Raw genomic sequence first — 15,897 nt, forward strand, 5'->3', positions numbered from 1 at the left:
ATGTCCTCTGGTTCTCCGGGTCAGGCGTGTGAGTGGAGCGGTTTGCCGGCGAGCGCGAGTGCTGCCTCGCCGAGTGCTTCGTTCTGGGTGGGGTGGGCGTGGATGAACTGCGCCACGTCCTCGGGGTAAGCCTCCCAGTTGACCATCAGGGAGGCTTCGCCGACCTGCTCGCCGTAGCGGGCGCCGATCATGTGGACGCCGACGATGGGCCCGTCCTTCTCGCGTACGAGCTTGACGCTGCCCGCCGTGCTGAGGATCTGGGACTTGCCGTTGCCGCCCAGGTTGTAGTCCTGGATCTCGACCTTGTCGTCGCCGTACTTGTCGCGGGCCTGCGGCTCGGTGAGCCCGACAGACGCGATCTCGGGGTCGCAGTAGGTCACGCGGGGGATGCCGGAGTCGATGACCGGCTGCGGCTTGAGGCCGGCGATCTCCTCGGCGACGAAGATGCCGTGCGCGAAGCCGCGGTGTGCGAGCTGCAGGCCGGGGACGAGGTCACCGACCGCGAACACGCCGTCGACGTTGGTCGCGAGGCGCTCGTTGGTGGGCACCCAGCCACGGTCGACCGTGATGCCGGCCTCCTCGTAGCCCATGCCGGCGGAGTTGGGGCCGCGGCCGACCGCGACGAGGACCAGGTCGGTCTCGATCGTCGTGCCGTCCTCGAGGGACACCGTCACGCCGGACTCGGTCTGCTCGACGCTGCTGAACTTGACTCCAGTCTTGAAGTTGATCTTGCGCTTGCGGAACGCGCGCTCGAGCTGCTTGGACAGCGACGGGTCCTCGAGCGGGATGAGCGTCGGCAGGCCCTCGATGATCGTGACGTCGGCGCCGAACGACTTCCAGACCGATGCGAACTCGACGCCGATGACGCTGCCGCCGATGATGACGACCTTCTCGGGGACCTCGCTCATCGTGAGCGCCTCGGAGCTCGTGATGACCCGGCCGCCGATGTCGAGACCCAGCGTGCGCGAGACCGAGCCGGTCGCCAGCACGACGTTGGTGCCGGTGTAGCGCTCGCCGTTGACCTCGACCGTCTTGGCGTCGACGAGCTTGCCCTCGCCCTCGACGACCGTGATGCCACCGGACTTGATGAGCCCCTGGAGACCCTTGTAGAGGCGATCGATCACGCCGTCCTTGTACTTGTTGACCGCCGGCATGTCGACACCGTCGAACGTCGACCTGATGCCGTAGTGCTCGCCCTCGCGCGACAGGTCAGCGACCTCCGCCGAGTGGAGCAGCGCCTTGGTCGGGATGCAGCCGGTGTGCAGGCACGTGCCGCCCAGCTTGGCCTTCTCGACCAGCGCGACGGACTTGCCGAGCTGGACCGCCCGCAGCGCGCAGGCGTAACCGCCACTGCCGCCGCCGAGAATCACGATGTCGAAATTGTTGCCGGCGACGTCCGCCACTGTGTCCTCCCAAGGATGTCGTTCGTCATCATCTTGTCACTTGAGGCAACGACGCTGCCACCGGGGTTTGATCGGGGTGTGCCCGATGATCGGGCACACTTGTCACATGGGAATCTTCCGGCGTAAGGCCAGGACTGATGGCGGCGCCGTGGTCTCCGATCGCAACGCGAGCCGAGCGGACCTCGACGCGCTGCGCGCCTTCGCCGAGTCACGCAAGGGCGTCGAGGCCTACGTCGAGCCCAAGACCTCGGTCACCCAGACGACGTTGCTCCTGGTCGCCGCCGACGGTGAGTCGATCCGTCGCCGGGTCCCCTCGGCCCAGGCCGCGTACGAGTTCGCGCGCAAGAAGCTCAACATCCCGGTCTATGACGCCAACCTGGTCGGTGTGCCGTCGCGCAAGCGTGACTACGACCTCCGCAAGGCCAAGGGCACTCCGTCACCGCAGACGACCTCCACGACTCCGCAGCCGGCGAAGCAGACCCCCAAGGAGCTCGCCGCGATCATGACGCTGGAGTCGATCGCCGGGGTCGACCCGCTGCCGACGAACCCGTCGTTCGAGGAGCTCATGCGGGTCTACCGCAAGGCACGCAAGCAGGCGCACCCGGACCGGCTCGGCGGCGATCGCCACCGGTGGGACACCGTCGAGGACGCCGCGCGAGCCCTCGGCCTGCCTGACTGACCTACCAGCTGGTTGAGGTGCGTGGGCCGCCCGCGTCCTAAGCCTCCGTTGCTCCGCTCAGTGCCAGCCGGCCTCGTCGACACCGCCGGGGATCGTCGCGTCCGGATCGTAGGGCGTGCGGGTGAAGACGAACGATGCGAGCACCAGGCGGATCGCCCGGCCTGAGGCGTCGCGCTCCACCGCGAGCGGCTCTCCGCGGTAGTAGCCGTCGAGTCCGACCCACCCGTCGCCGTCGGGCCTGAAGCGCGCGCCGCGGCCCTCGCCCGGTGTGCCGAGCACGAGCTGACCATCTGCCGCGAGCGAGAGCCTGAACTCGTACGTTCCCCAGAACCACGGGCCGACCAGGTCGAGTCTCGCTGCCTGGGAGACATCGGCCGTCCACGGCTTCGGCGGCGACGGCTCCTTCTCGGCGAACAGGCTGAGCAGCTCGGTGGTCGCCTTGCCCAGGCCACTGGTGGCGTTGGTCATCAGCACGATGCCGTCGCCGGACTCGATGTCGACCCGGAGGTCCGCCACGAACCCCGGCATCGATCCGCCATGACCGGCGAACCGGCGCCCCTCGACGTTCCACGTCTGCCAGCCGAGGCCGTGCGCGCCGGTCCAGGCCGCACCGACCACGTCGTTGACCGCGATCGGCCGCAGCATCTCCTTCAGCGTGTCCGAAGCCAGCACGTCGCCGGTTCGCCCACCCAGGAAGGCCGCCCACACGGCGAGGTCGTCGACCGTCGACCAGAGCTGACCGGCGGGCGCCATCGAAACGGCGTCGTGCTCGGGCTCGACGTGCACGAGGTCGGCGAGTGGGTGCACCGCAAGGCCCGGAGCGGCAGGCTGCATCGGACGGGGTGTCGTGCGCGTCATGCCGAGCGGCTCGAGGATGCCCACCCGGACGGCGTCCTGCCACGGCTGTTCCCGCAGGCGGGCGATGAGCTCACCGAGCACGGCGAAGCCCACGTTGGAGTAATGAAAGACCGTGCCGGGCGTCGATCGCAGCCCGGGGCTGGAGGCCAGCAGGGCGGCCCACGAGCCGCCTTCGGTGCGCTCCCACCAGTCGCCGTCGGTCTCGGCCTGGAGCCCCGAGGTGTGCGTCAACAGCTGAGCGACGGTCACCTGCGGGAACGGCACCTCGGGCAGGTGAGTGCCGATCGTGTCGCCGAGGTCGAGGCGTCCCTCGTCGCGCAGGCGCAGGACCTCGACGCCGACGAACGTCTTGGAGATCGACCCGATCCGGTACTGCGTGTCCGTCGTCGGTGCAGGACCGTCAGCACGGCCGTCGAGTGTGCCGACGGCGTCAGACCAGACGATTGAGCCGTCACGCACGATGCCGGCGGCGATCGACGGAAGGCGTTGCTTCGACTGCTCGACGGCGAGCCGCTGGGACAGCGCCCGGCTCGTGGAGGCGTCGATCGTCATCGAGCCCCGGCCAGCTCCGTCGCGAGCCGGACGAGCGTACGTACGCCGGTGCCGGTGCCGCCCACGGGCGTGTAGTCGAACGCGCTGCCCTCGTTGAACGACGGCCCGGCGATGTCGAGGTGCGCCCAGGGGATGTCCTTGACGAACTCCCGCAGGAACGCCGCCGCGAACAACGCGCCGCCGTACGGCTTGGGGTTGTGCTGGCGCAGGTCGGCGATGCTGGACGAGTTGACCTTGCCCTTCATCTCCTCTGTGATCGGCAGCGGCCACATCGACTCGCCTGCGGACTTCGACGCGGCAAAGACCATGTCGCCGAACTCCTCGTCGTTGCCGAGGATGCCGCTGGTCTGCTCGCCCAGCGCCACGACGCAGGCGCCCGTGAGGGTCGCGACGTCGACGATGCGATCCGGCTTGGCCTCGGCGGCGAGGGCGAGGCCGTCGGCGAGCACGAGGCGCCCCTCGGCGTCGGTGTTGTGCACCTCGACCGTCGCGCCGCTGCGCATCGTCAGCACGTCACCGGGGCGGGTCGCGCCGCCGCTCGGCATGTTCTCGGCGATGCACGCGTACGCGGTGATCTTGATCGGCAGCCCGAGTCGGGCAATTGCGACGGTCGCGGCGACGATCGCGGCGGCGCCGGCCATGTCCAGCTTCATGGTCTGCATCGAGGCGCCCGGCTTGATCGAGAGTCCGCCCGAGTCGAACGTGATGCCCTTGCCGACCAGCGCCAGGTGCGTGACGGCGTTGGCGGGGGAGTACGACAGCGTCACCAGCCGCGGCGGGCTGTCGGATCCGCGGCCGACACCGAGGATGCCACCGCAGTTCTCCTTGGCGAGTCGCTTCTCGTCCCACACCGTCACCTTGACGTCGGTGCCCGCGTGGGTCGTGATGGCCTCGGCGAAGTCAGCCGGCCGCAGGTCGCCGGGAGGCATGTTGACCCAGTCGCGCGCGGTGTTGACCGCAGCGGCAACCGTCGCCGCCCGCTCGACGGCCTTCGTCGCCGTCGTCTGACGTGCGAACGGGCTCAGGATCACCGCGCTCTTGAGCTTGGGCTTCTTGGCGTCGCCCTTCTTCTTGGACTTGAAGGTCTCGAACGCGTAGGCACCGAGCGGCACACCCTCGGCGATCGCCTCGACCTCGTCGACGCCGGCCGGGTGCAATGCGATCGCGACACTCGTGGCGTTCTTGGCAGCGCGTACGCCCCGGGCCGTGGCCCGGCGCAGGTCCTCGGCAGTCGGCTCCTCGGGCAGTGCGACGGCGACGATCAGCGACGCCTTCGCGGCACCGTTGGCGGGGAACGTCACGGTCTGCCCCTTCTCACCCGTGAACCCCAGCAGATCGAGCGTCGGCGCCAGATCACCCTTGTCCTCGTCGCCCCGGATCCCAAGGATCAGGGCGTCGGCGCGCGCGGTGGTCGGCTTGGCGGTGCTGAGGGTCACGGAAAGCATGTCCGCCACTCTAGGGTCGAGGGCCACACCGGCGCGAGGACCCCGACGAGGTGCCTGGGCAGGTGCCCTAGGTTGGCTGCCATGGATCTGCTTCATTCGCCGTTGCACGACCGCCACGTGGCCCTGGGCGCCAAGCTCGCCGAGTTCGGCGGCTGGGACATGCCGCTGGAGTACTCCGGGGGTGGCGTGCTGGCTGAGCACAAGGCCGTACGCGAGGCTGTCGGCCTGTTCGACGTGAGCCACCTGGGCAAGGCCCTGGTGCGCGGCACGGGCGCTGCGGACTTCGTCAACGAGTGCCTGACCAACGACCTCCGTCGGATCGAGACCGGCAAGGCGCAGTACACGCTGTGCTGCGACGAGGACGGTGGCACGGTTGACGACCTCATCGCCTACCTCCGCAGCGACTTCGAGGTGTTCCTCATCCCCAACGCAGCCAACACCGCGGCCGTCGTGGCCCGCCTGCAGGCCGCCGCGCCACCTGGCATCGAGGTCATCGACCAGCACCGCGACTACGCGGTCCTCGCGATCCAGGGGCCGCTGAGCGACGAGGTGCTGACGTCCCTCGACCTGCCGGTCGACCATGAGTACATGTCATTCGCCGACGCGACGATCGCCGGTCAGGAGATCACGGTGTGCCGCACGGGCTACACCGGCGAGCGTGGCTACGAGCTGGTCGTCCCGTCGGCGTCCGCGGGCGAGGTCTGGGACGCCGTCATGGCAGCGGGGGAGCAGTACGGCATCCGCGCCTGCGGCCTCGGGGCTCGCGACACACTCCGCACGGAGATGGGCTACCCCCTGCACGGGCACGAGCTGTCCCCGGAGATCAGTCCGGTCATGGCGCGAGCCGGCTGGGCTGTCGGGTGGAACAAGCCGGCGTTCTGGGGCAAGGAGGCACTGGAGCGGCAACGCGCCGAGAAGACCGTCCGTACGCTGCGCGGGCTCCTCGCCCAGGGTCGCGGCATCCCGCGACCCGGCATGACGGTCGCCGATGCTGACGGCGCCGAGCTCGGCGAGATCACCTCGGGGACGTTCTCCCCGACGCTTCGCCAGGGCATCGCGCTGGCACTGCTGGAGCCATCGGTCGAGGACGGCGCGACCGTCACGGTCGACGTACGAGGTCGCTCCGAGGCATTCACCGTGACCAAACCACCATTCGTGCAACCGTCGACCAAGGAGAGCTGACATGGGCTGGACATGGACGTTGGAGAACTCACTCGGCGAGGTCGAGGGCCGGTCGGACGAGTTCGAGAGTCGCGGCGACGCCGAGTCATGGGTCGGCGAGGAGTTCGGGGCCCTGCTCGAGCAGGGGATCGACCAGGTACGCCTGTTCGACGGCGAGACCGAGATCTACGGCCCGATGTCCCTGCACGCCGACACGGAGTCGTAGCCGACGACCTACTCGGTGGTCGAGTGGGTCCGAGGAACGAGGACCCGTATCGAGACCACGTCACAGGACTTCGATGGGTCGAGCGAGCCCTCGGCTCACTGGGTCTCGATACGCCTGCTCGCAGAGCTCGCTGGCTACTCGACCGGCGGGTGGTGCCGTAGAACTGTCAGTAGCGGTTGGCGAGGGGTTCGCCGCGCTTGAGCTGCGGCTTGGGGAGCCGGAACCGGCGCAGCTGCGTGCTGCGGAGGACCGCGTACGCAACCGAGCCGCGGGTCTCGTCGGGTGAGAACCGCTGCTTGAGCTGCTTCCTGAGACCGCGCACGAGCAGGAGCTCATCGATCACGGTGCCGAAGATGATGAACGGATACAGCAAGAAGGTCGCCGTGGCACCCCACTGGGCGTTGCTGCCGAAGATGCTGATGACGAGCACGAGTGCCAGGAACGGCAGCAGGAACTCCGCGAAGTTCCACCTGCGGTCGACGTAGTCTCGGGCGAACTTGCGCACCGGGCCGCGCTCACGCAGCGGGAGGTACTTCTCGTCGCCGGTCTTGAGCGCCTCGCGCTGCTTGAGCCGGAGCTCCTCGCGGGCGGCCCGCTCACGCTTGGCCTGCTCCTTGCGCGTCACGGGGACTTTCATCTGCTTCTTGCGCGCGGCTTCGGCCTCTTTGCGCGTCGGCGTGCGACGCCCCTTGCCGGCCTCTGTCTCGTCTACCACCTGCGCAACCCTACCCGTAGGCTAATTGGCATGAGCATCGGCAAGCGGATCGCCAAGATCTTCCGTTCGTGGCGTTTTCGTGGCAATGATGTCGAGGACCTCAAGGACAAGCTCGACGAGACCTACCGCACCCAGACGGCCCTGCTCCGGCAGGTACGCCGAGGGGTCGCGGACGTCGCCACGAGCCGCAAGCGGGTCGAGCTCCAGCTGGTCGCGCTCGACCAGCAGGCTGCTCAGCTCGACGACGAGGCACGCCAGGCCGTGGCCCACGGCAACGACGACGAGGCTCGCGCCGTCCTGACCCGCAAGGTCACCCTCGAGAAGGCGGCTGTCGACCTCAAGACGCGTCACGCCGACCTCAAGGCCGAGGAGGACAAGCTCGAGGCCACGGCGCTCAAGATCGAGCAGGAGGTCGAGGCGTTCCGCGTCCGCAAGGACACTCTGGCAGCGCGCCACACCGCTGCAGCCGCCCGTGCGGAGATCAACAGCGCCACGCGAGGCATCAACTCGTCCGTCAGCGATGTCGGCCAGGCCGTCGAGTCGGCCGAACGGCGTACGCGGGAGCTCGAGGCGACCGCCGACGCGGTCGACGAGCTCGTCTCCGAGGGCATCGTCAGCAAGCCCGGCGAGAGCGCCGACGACGCGCTGCGCCGCCAGTTCGACACGGCGCTGGACAGTGCCGAGGTCGACCGGCAGCTCGAGGAGATCTCCACCCCCAGGAAGGACGACGATGGCACGGACGCGATTCAGAGGTGACCGCGGCCTGACGCTGCGGATGGGTGGTGTCGGGCTGGGACTCGGCGCGCTCTATGTCATTTTCGGCGTCGTGCTGTTCGAGGTCTTCAACGGCAGCATCATCGCCATCATCATCACGCTCGGCTTGGCGTGGGGCCAGTGGTACTTCTCCGACTCGCTCGCCCTCAAGTCGATGGGCGCCAAGGTCGTCGAGCCCGAGCAGGCGCCCGAGCTGCACGCCATGATCGACCGGCTCTGCGCCCTCGCCGACATGCCCAAACCGCGGGTCGCGGTCGCAGTGACCGACATGCCCAACGCGTTCGCGACCGGACGCTCGCCCAAGCACTCCTCGGTGTGCGTCACGACCGGCATCATGCAGCGCCTCGACGCCGACGAGCTCGAAGGCGTCCTGGCCCACGAGCTGTCCCACGTCGCCAACCGCGACGTCACAGTCATGACGGTCGCCTCGTCGCTCGGGCTGCTCGCCGGGTTCATCACACGCTGGGGCATGTACGCCGGCAACATCTTCGGCGGCCGCGGCAACAAGAACAGCGGCGCCGTGTTCCTGGTCGTGTTCCTCGTCAGCATGGTGGTCTACTTCCTGAGCTTCGTCCTGACCCGCTCGCTGTCGCGCTATCGCGAGCTCAGCGCCGACCGCAGCGGCGCCTATCTCACCGGCCGGCCGTCCAAGCTGTCGTCGGCGCTCGTCAAGATCTCCGGCGACATGGCCCGCATCCCCAACCGCGACCTCCGCGAGGGACAGGCGATCAGCGCCTTCTTCTTCGCGCCGGCGATCAACCGGGAGTCGATCGGCGCGATGTTCGCGACCCACCCGCCCCTGCAGGTGCGTCTCGACCAGCTCGCCAAGGTCAGCGCCGAGCTCTCCGAGCAGGGCTGACCGGCGGTGGGCATCTTCGACGCGATCCTCGGTCGCACCAAGCCGCCGCAGGCCGATCTCGACGTGCTGTTCGCCGTCCCGCAGGCCGCGCTGTCGTTGCAGACCGAGGGGTTCGCGACGACCGGCTCGGGGTCGGTGTGCTTCCGCGACGTCGAGGGCAACGCCGACGACGCCGTGATGGCCGACGCCGAGAAGCTCATCACGACCAACGCCGGGGCCACGGTCACGCGCAGCACGGACCGGTTCGGGTTCCACTGGCTCACCGTCACACGTACCGACAAGGACGTCTCGGGGCTCGTGACCGACCTGCACGCGGTCAACAGCTCGCTCGCCGACGCCGGGTTCGGCTCGGCCCTGCTGTGCTCGACGATCGGCTTCACTGCGGCGGACGGCAAGCCCCTCGCGCTGGTCTATCTCTACAAGCGCGGCACGTTCTACCCGTTCGTGCCGCTCGAGGGGGAGAAGCGCGACAACGCCCTCGAGCTGCAGGTGCGTGGTGTCGTCTCCGAGGACGTGCCGATCGAGCCCGACCTCACCAAGTGGCTCGCAATCTGGGGCGCTCCCGGTCTCGGCTGAATCGACCCGGCCGGATAGGTTGGACGGGTGACGTTCGACACCCTCTCCAGTGACCAGATCCAGGCCCTGCTCGACGAGCAGACGGCGGCGTACCAGACCCTGAAGGACTCGGGCCTCAAGCTCGACCTCACGCGGGGCAAGCCGTCGCCGGCGCAGCTCGACCTGTCCAACGAGCTGCTGTCGATGCCCGGCCCGGACTTCAAGGACGCCGCCGGCACCGACACCCGCAACTACGGCGGGCTCACCGGGCTGACCGAGCTGCGGGAGATCTTCGCCCCGATCATGCAGGTGCCCGTCGACCAGGTCGTAGCCGGCGACAACGCGAGCCTCGCGATGATGCACGACAACCTCGTGTTCGCGCTGTTCCACGGCGTTGCCGACTCCGAGCAGCCGTGGGGCGTCGAAGAGGCCGTCAAGTTCATCTGCCCCGTCCCCGGCTACGACCGGCACTTCGCGCTGCTCGAGGAGTACGGCATCGAGATGCTGCCGGTCGACCTGCTCGACGACGGGCCCGACGTCGCCGCCGTGCGCGAGCTCGTCAAGGACCCTGCGGTCAAGGGCATGTGGCTCGTCCCGACCTACAGCAACCCGACAGGGGCCGTCGTCAGTGAGGCGGTTGCCGCCGAGCTCGCTGCGCTCGAGACCGCGGCGCCGGACTTCCGGATCTTCTGGGACAACGCGTACGCCGTGCACCACCTCACCGAGCAGCACACCAAGACCGCCGACATCCTGGGTCTCTGCTCGGCGTCGGGACACCCCAACCGCCCCGTGATCTTCGCGTCGACCTCCAAGGTCACGTTCGCGGGCTCCGGCGTGTGCTTCCTGGGCAGCTCGGCCGCCAACATCGAGTGGTACCTCAAGCACCTCGCCAAGCGCACGATCGGCCCGGACAAGGTCAACCAGCTCCGGCATGCCCGGTTCCTCAAGAGCGTCGACGGCGTGCACGCGCTGATGGACGGCCACCGCGCGATCCTGGCGCCGAAGTTCCAGGCCGTCGTCGACATCCTGCGCGCTCGCCTGGGCGACTACGCCGTCGCGAGCTGGACCGAGCCCAAGGGCGGCTACTTCGTCAGCCTCGACGTCGTCGACGGCACGGCGTCGCGGGTCATCCAGCTCGCCCGGGAGGCAGGCGTCGCCATGACGCCCGCCGGTGCCGCATTTCCCTATGGCGACGACCCGCGTGACCGCAACATTCGCATCGCGCCGTCGTACCCCTCGCCGGAGGAGCTCGAGGCAGCGATCGACGTGCTCGCGACGTGCGTGCTGATCGCCGCGGCCGAGCAAGCCCTCACCCAGTAGACCGCTGACGTACGCGTGAGGGTTCTGGTGGCGCCGGACGCCTTCGGAGGGACGCTGACAGCTCCCGAGGCGGCGCGAGCGATCATCGAGGGCTGGCACCGCTACGCGCCCCACGACGAGCTGACCACCGCCGCAATGGCCGACGGTGGCCCGGGGTTCGTCGACGTCCTGCACGAGGGCATCGGCGGAGACCTGGCGATCGTGACCGTGCGCGGCCCGGTGGGCGCTGACGTGCCCGTGACGGTGCTGCACGCCAACGGCACGGCGTATGTCGAGAGTGCCCAGGCCTGCGGTCTCCACCTGGTCGTCCCGCAGGACCCCTTGAACGCCACCACGTACGGCGTCGGCCAGGCGATCGGTGCTGCGCTCGACGCGGGGGCTCGCCGGATCGTCGTCGGACTCGGCGGCAGCGCCACCAACGACGGGGGAGCGGGACTCCTCGCTGCGCTGGGCGCCACAGCAGACGTGCCGCTCGACGCCGGGCCCGGGGGCCTCGCCGGCATCACACAGGTCGACCTGGCGCCGGCCCGCGCTCGCTTGGACGGCGTCGAGCTCGTCATCGCCGCCGATGTCGACGTCCCGCTGCTCGGGATGTTCGGCGCCACCAAGACGTTCGGCCCGCAGAAGGGCCTGACCGACGACCAGATCATCGCCGTTGACGGTGCGCTCGACCGGTTCGTCGCCGCGACCTGCGGCACGACACCGGCGGAGCGCCGCGTGGCCGATGCCAAGGGGGCGGGTGCTGCGGGCGGGCTGGGATTCGCGCTGATGCTCCTCGGCGGCGAGGTGGTCTCCGGCATCGACCTCGTCGCGCACTCCGTCGGGCTCACGAGTCAGGCCGGCGCCCACGACCTCGTCGTGACGGGGGAGGGCAAGTACGACTTCTCGTCCCGTGCCGGCAAGGTGGTCTTCGGCGTCGCGGCCGTGGCCGGCGCGGCGGCTCGCCCGTGCATCGTGCTCGCGGGCCAGGTTTTGGTCGGCTCCCGCGAAATGCGCGCGATGGGCATCGAGAGCGCGTACTCGGTCACCGAGCTGGTTGGCATCGACGCGGCGATGGGCGAGGCGTACGCCAGCCTCGCAGCGCTCGCCGAGCGTGTCGCACGTACGTGGTCGCCACGGTCTGAGGATTGACGGCGTACGATGGAATGGAATCGGCACGGAGCATGTTGACCACCGTGTCGTGACCAAAAGACCAGATCCATGGGAGACCAGATGACGATCGAGACTGAGCAGTCCACCGTCGAGACCGCACCGGCGACCGGGGTGACCCTCAGCGAGGGCGCTGCCGAGAAGGTGAGCAGCCTGCTCGCCCAGGAAGGTCGCGACGACCTCGCGCTGCGCATCGCGGTGCAGCCCGGCGGTTGCTCGGGCCTGCGATACCAGCTGTTCTTCGACGAGCGCTCGCTCGACGGCGACCAGATCTTCGAGTTCGGCGGCGTCAACGTCGTGGTCGACCGCATGAGCCTTCCTTACCTCGGTGGCGCGACGATCGACTTCGTCGACACGATCGAGAAGCAGGGCTTCACGATCGACAACCCGATGGCGACCGGCTCCTGCGCCTGCGGCGATTCGTTCCACTAAGACATAAGACACACGACGGCCTCCTGCATTGCGGGAGGCCGTTGTCTATTGTGTGGGGGTGCACCTCGCCATCACCGGTTCGATCGCCACTGATCACCTCATGACCTTCCCGGGCAAGTTCGCCGATTCACTCGTGCCGGACCAGCTCGACAAGATCTCGCTGTCCTTCCTCGTGGACGACCTCGACGTACGCCGTGGGGGGTGCGCCGCCAACATCACCTACGCGCTCGCGCGCCTCGGCTACCGGGCCCTGCTCGTGGGCGCCGTCGGCCGTGACTTCGAGGTCGAGTACCGCGGCTGGCTCGACGACGCGGGCGTCGACACGTCCGGCGTGCTGGTGTCCGAGACCCGCCACACGGCGCGCTTCGTGTGCACGACTGACACCGAGATGGCGCAGATCGCCACGTTCTATGCCGGCGCGATGTCCGAGTCGCGCGACATCGACCTGTTCGCGCTCGGCCAGGACTTCGACCTCGTGCTGGTCGGCCCGGACGACCCCGAGGGCATGCTGCGCCACACCCGCGCCTGCCGTGAGCACGGCATCCCGTTCGCGGCCGACGTCTCGCAGCAGCTCGCATGGGCCGAGGGCGACGTCATCCGCGACCTGATCGACGGCGCTGCCTACCTGTTCAGCAACGACTACGAGGCTGCGCTGATCGAGCAGAAGACCGGCTGGTCCTCGGCCGACGTCCAGGCTCACGTCGGCACCCGCATCGTGACGCGTGGCAAGGCCGGCGTGACGGTCTACCCGGCCGACGGCGACCCGATCGAGGTCAAGGCCAACGAGGGAATCGTCGCGGTTGACCCGACCGGCGTCGGTGACAGCTTCCGCGCCGGATTCCTGGCTGGAATCGCGGGCGGACTCAACTTCGAGCGCTCGGCACAGATCGGCTGCACGATCGCCGCCAGCGTCGTCGAGACCAAGGGCACCCAGGAGTACGAGCTCGAGCGCGAGGGGTTCCTCAAGCGCATCAGCGCGGCGTACGGTGAGCAGGCCAAGGCTGAGATCGACGCGGCACTTTCGCTCGCGTGACCCGACCTTCAGACGTACGTTCAACAGAGGCAGACCTCACCGCAGGTGACCGGCCTCGCTCCAGTAAGGTGCTTCACGTGTCGTCACGTGACAGTCATGGTTCAGAAAGGCGCCCCGTGGGTCGGATGAAGCTGGCGGTTATCGCCGTTGTGGCTGCTGTCGTTTTGAGCGGCTGTTCCGAGGTCGGTGACAACGACCTCAAGCGCCTTGCGCTGCCTGTCGCGGGCAGCGATCGATCGAACGCCATGTGGAACGTGTGGCTCGGCGCCTGGATCGCCGTGCTGGCCGTGTTCCTGCTGGTCTTCGGCCTGATCGTCTTCTCGATGGTCCGCTACCGCCGCCGCAGCGACGACGAGGTCCCGGTCCAGATTCGCTACAACCTGCCGATCGAGGCGCTCTACACGTTCGCGCCGGTCATCATCGTCGCGGTCTTCTTCTTCCACACCGTCACGTCGCAGAACGAGATGCTCGAGAAGGTCGACAATCCCGACCACACCATCGAGGTCGTCGGCAGCAAGTGGCAGTGGGCCTTCAACTACCTCGACGAGGACGCGACGCAGGGTGAGGACGTGTTCGATGTCGGCACGCCCCAGAACCCCGCAGACCTGTGGCTTCCCGTCGACGAGTCGATTCGGTTCAACCTGGTGTCGCCGGACGTCATCCACTCGTTCTGGGTCCCTGAGTTCTACTTCAAGATGGACGTCGTGCCCGGCAAGATCAACACGTTCGACATGACGCCGACCCGCGAGGGTGTCTTCACCGGACGCTGCGCCGAGCTCTGCGGCCTCTACCACTCACGCATGATCTTCAAGGTCCACGTCGTGTCCAACGCTGAGTACGAAGCGCACCTGGCCAAGCTCGAGAGCGCCGGTCAGACGGGCGCGCCCAAGGGCGCAGAAGAGGCCCACACCATCGCAGGCCTCGGCAAGGGCGGGCACGTGACCGACGTCCAAGGCAACGGAGGCGGTAAATAATGGCCACCACCACGGCGGCATTCGAGACACCTCGCGAGGTGACGCACGAGCGCACCCTCGGTCAGAAGGTCGTTACGGTCCTCACCACGACCGATCACAAGGTGATCGGCAACATGTACCTCTTCACGTCGTTCGCGTTCTTCATCATCGGCGGCATCCTGGCGCTGCTGATCCGCGCTGAGCTGGCACAGCCCGGCACGCAGATCGTCGACGAGGAGACCTACAACCAGCTCTTCACGATGCACGGCACGATCATGCTGCTGATGTTCGCGACGCCGCTGTTCTTCGGCTTCGGCAACGCGGTCATGCCCCTGCAGATCGGTGCGCCCGACGTCGCGTTCCCGCGCCTCAACATGTTCAGCTACTGGCTCTACCTGTTCGGCTCGACGATCGTCGTCTCCGGGTTCTTCGTGCCCGGGGGAGCGGCGAGCTTCGGCTGGTTCGCGTATGCGCCGCTGAGTGATGCGGTCAACTCGCCAGGCCTCGGCGGTGACCTATGGGTCATGGGCCTGTGGATGTCGGGTCTGGGCACGATCCTGGGCGCGGTCAACTTCATCACCACGATCTTCACCATGCGAGCGCCGGGCCTGACGATGTTCCGGATGCCGATCTTCGTGTGGAACACCCTGGTCACGAGCATCCTGGTCATCATCGCGTTCCCGATCTTCGCCGCCGCGCTGCTGTCGCTCGAGGCCGATCGCCGTCTCGGCGCCCACGTCTTCGACGCCGCCAACGGTGGTCCGATCCTGTGGCAGCACCTGTTCTGGTTCTTCGGGCACCCTGAGGTCTACATCATCGCGTTGCCGTTCTTCGGCATCATCACCGAGATCTTGCCGGTCTTCTCCCGCAAGCCGATCTTCGGCTACATGGGCCTGGTGGGCGCGACCCTCATGATCGCGGCGTTGTCCGTCGCGGTGTGGGCGCACCACATGTTCGTGACGGGCTCGGTCGACCTGGCCTTCTTCTCGTTCATGACCTTCCTGATCGCGGTGCCGACAGGAGTCAAGTTCTTCAACTGGATCGGCACGCTATGGGGGGGATCTCTGTCCTTCGACACCCCGCTGATCTTCTCGCTCGGCTTCCTCACGACATTCCTCTTCGGTGGTCTGACCGGGGTCGTCCTGGCGTCGCCCACGCTGGACTTCCAGCTGTCTGACAGCTATTTCGTGGTTGCCCACTTCCACTACGTCGTGTTCGGCACGGTGGTGTTCGCGATGTTCGCCGGGTTCTACTTCTGGTGGCCCAAGCTCACCGGGCGCATGCTCGACGAGAAGCTCGGCAAGATCCACTTCTGGCTGCTGTTCATCGGGTTCCACATGACGTTCCTGGTGCAGCACTGGCTGGGCGTCGAGGGCTTCCCGCGCCGCTACGCCGACTACAGCCCGACCGACGGGTTCACGACGCTCAACGAGATCTCCTCGATCGGTGCGTTCCTGCTCGGTGCGTCCACGCTGCCGTTCTTCTTCAACGTGTGGAAGTCGCGCAAGGGGCCGCTTGTCGGGCTCGATGACCCGTGGGGCTGGGGCCGCTCGCTCGAGTGGGCCACGTCCTCACCGCCGCCGCGCCACAACTTCACGTCATTGCCGCGCATCCGCTCCGAGAGCCCGGCGTTCGACCTGCACCACCCGGAGATCGCCAGGCTCGAGCTGCTCGAGAACCCGGGGGAGACCTCGACGTTCGCCGACGCGCCTGACGTCGAGGGCAAGGGCGAGGGTCAGGCGCCGACAGACCACCCCGACGACGGCAAGGACGGTCGCTGATC

At 68.1% G+C, this 15,897-nt stretch carries 16 protein-coding genes; 12 read left to right on the top strand and 4 right to left on the bottom strand.

The window, feature by feature from the left end; translation table 11 throughout:
• Positions 1-20 precede the first annotated feature (20 nt).
• Positions 21-1,403 carry a dihydrolipoyl dehydrogenase gene (gene lpdA / locus AC1DVU_RS10395; RefSeq protein WP_476922353.1) on the bottom strand — a complete coding sequence of 461 codons (1,383 nt, stop codon included), beginning with the start codon at positions 1,401-1,403 and terminating at the stop codon, positions 21-23.
• A gap of 106 nt (positions 1,404-1,509) precedes the next feature.
• On the opposite strand from lpdA, the gene AC1DVU_RS10400 reads away from it, so the two are divergent.
• Complete coding sequence (locus tag AC1DVU_RS10400; RefSeq protein WP_476922354.1) at positions 1,510-2,082, top strand: hypothetical protein; 573 nt, start codon at positions 1,510-1,512, stop codon at positions 2,080-2,082.
• A 57-nt stretch (positions 2,083-2,139) separates the two neighbouring features.
• Here AC1DVU_RS10400 and AC1DVU_RS10405 read toward each other — a convergent pair whose 3' ends face one another.
• Positions 2,140-3,492 carry a serine hydrolase domain-containing protein gene (locus tag AC1DVU_RS10405; protein ID WP_476922355.1) on the bottom strand — a complete coding sequence of 451 codons (1,353 nt, stop codon included), beginning with the start codon at positions 3,490-3,492 and terminating at the stop codon, positions 2,140-2,142.
• Complete coding sequence (locus AC1DVU_RS10410; protein ID WP_476922356.1) at positions 3,489-4,937, bottom strand: leucyl aminopeptidase; 1,449 nt, start codon at positions 4,935-4,937, stop codon at positions 3,489-3,491. The genes AC1DVU_RS10405 and AC1DVU_RS10410 overlap by 4 nt, the downstream gene beginning before the upstream one ends.
• A gap of 81 nt (positions 4,938-5,018) precedes the next feature.
• Here AC1DVU_RS10410 and gcvT point away from each other — a divergent pair, with 81 nt between their 5' ends.
• Together gcvT and AC1DVU_RS10420 are read left to right on the top strand one after the other, a co-directional pair.
• Positions 5,019-6,119 (top strand): glycine cleavage system aminomethyltransferase GcvT, encoded by a 1,101-nt coding sequence (gene gcvT, locus AC1DVU_RS10415; protein WP_476922357.1) that lies wholly within the window; start codon positions 5,019-5,021, stop codon positions 6,117-6,119.
• Position 6,120: 1 nt separating this feature from the next.
• Positions 6,121-6,324, top strand: a complete 204-nt coding sequence (locus AC1DVU_RS10420) for a hypothetical protein (protein WP_476922358.1) — start codon at positions 6,121-6,123, stop codon at positions 6,322-6,324.
• Positions 6,325-6,490: 166 nt separating this feature from the next.
• Here AC1DVU_RS10420 and AC1DVU_RS10425 read toward each other — a convergent pair whose 3' ends face one another.
• Positions 6,491-7,039: a DUF3043 domain-containing protein gene (locus AC1DVU_RS10425; RefSeq protein WP_476922359.1), complete on the bottom strand. Its 549-nt coding sequence runs from the start codon at positions 7,037-7,039 to the stop codon at positions 6,491-6,493.
• Between the two features lie 30 nt (positions 7,040-7,069).
• Between AC1DVU_RS10425 and AC1DVU_RS10430 the strand changes: the two genes are divergently transcribed.
• The 9 genes from AC1DVU_RS10430 to ctaD all read left to right on the top strand — a co-directional run bounded on the left by AC1DVU_RS10430 (position 7,070) and on the right by ctaD (position 15,895).
• Complete coding sequence (locus AC1DVU_RS10430; RefSeq protein ID WP_476922360.1) at positions 7,070-7,795, top strand: PspA/IM30 family protein; 726 nt, start codon at positions 7,070-7,072, stop codon at positions 7,793-7,795.
• Positions 7,770-8,672, top strand: a complete 903-nt coding sequence (gene htpX / locus AC1DVU_RS10435; RefSeq protein ID WP_476922361.1) for a zinc metalloprotease HtpX — start codon at positions 7,770-7,772, stop codon at positions 8,670-8,672. Before AC1DVU_RS10430 ends, htpX begins: the two co-directional genes overlap by 26 nt.
• Before the next feature lie 6 nt (positions 8,673-8,678).
• Positions 8,679-9,248, top strand: coding sequence for a PspA-associated protein PspAB (gene pspAB, locus AC1DVU_RS10440; RefSeq protein ID WP_476922362.1), 570 nt, complete (start codon positions 8,679-8,681; stop codon positions 9,246-9,248).
• Positions 9,249-9,275: 27 nt separating this feature from the next.
• Positions 9,276-10,547, top strand: a complete 1,272-nt coding sequence (locus tag AC1DVU_RS10445) for an aspartate aminotransferase type Ic (RefSeq protein ID WP_476922363.1) — start codon at positions 9,276-9,278, stop codon at positions 10,545-10,547.
• A 15-nt stretch (positions 10,548-10,562) separates the two neighbouring features.
• Positions 10,563-11,678: a glycerate kinase family protein gene (locus AC1DVU_RS10450; RefSeq protein WP_476922364.1), complete on the top strand. Its 1,116-nt coding sequence runs from the start codon at positions 10,563-10,565 to the stop codon at positions 11,676-11,678.
• An 81-nt stretch (positions 11,679-11,759) separates the two neighbouring features.
• Positions 11,760-12,128, top strand: coding sequence for a HesB/IscA family protein (locus AC1DVU_RS10455; RefSeq protein WP_476922365.1), 369 nt, complete (start codon positions 11,760-11,762; stop codon positions 12,126-12,128).
• 58 nt (positions 12,129-12,186) lie between these two features.
• Positions 12,187-13,161 carry a carbohydrate kinase family protein gene (locus AC1DVU_RS10460; RefSeq protein ID WP_476922366.1) on the top strand — a complete coding sequence of 325 codons (975 nt, stop codon included), beginning with the start codon at positions 12,187-12,189 and terminating at the stop codon, positions 13,159-13,161.
• A gap of 125 nt (positions 13,162-13,286) precedes the next feature.
• Positions 13,287-14,135, top strand: coding sequence for an aa3-type cytochrome oxidase subunit II (ctaC, locus tag AC1DVU_RS10465; RefSeq protein WP_476922367.1), 849 nt, complete (start codon positions 13,287-13,289; stop codon positions 14,133-14,135).
• Positions 14,135-15,895, top strand: coding sequence for an aa3-type cytochrome oxidase subunit I (gene ctaD / locus AC1DVU_RS10470; protein WP_476922368.1), 1,761 nt, complete (start codon positions 14,135-14,137; stop codon positions 15,893-15,895). The genes ctaC and ctaD overlap by 1 nt, the downstream gene beginning before the upstream one ends.
• Positions 15,896-15,897 lie beyond the last annotated feature (2 nt).

It is taken from the genome of Aeromicrobium sp. P2_G6 (assembly GCF_056403535.1).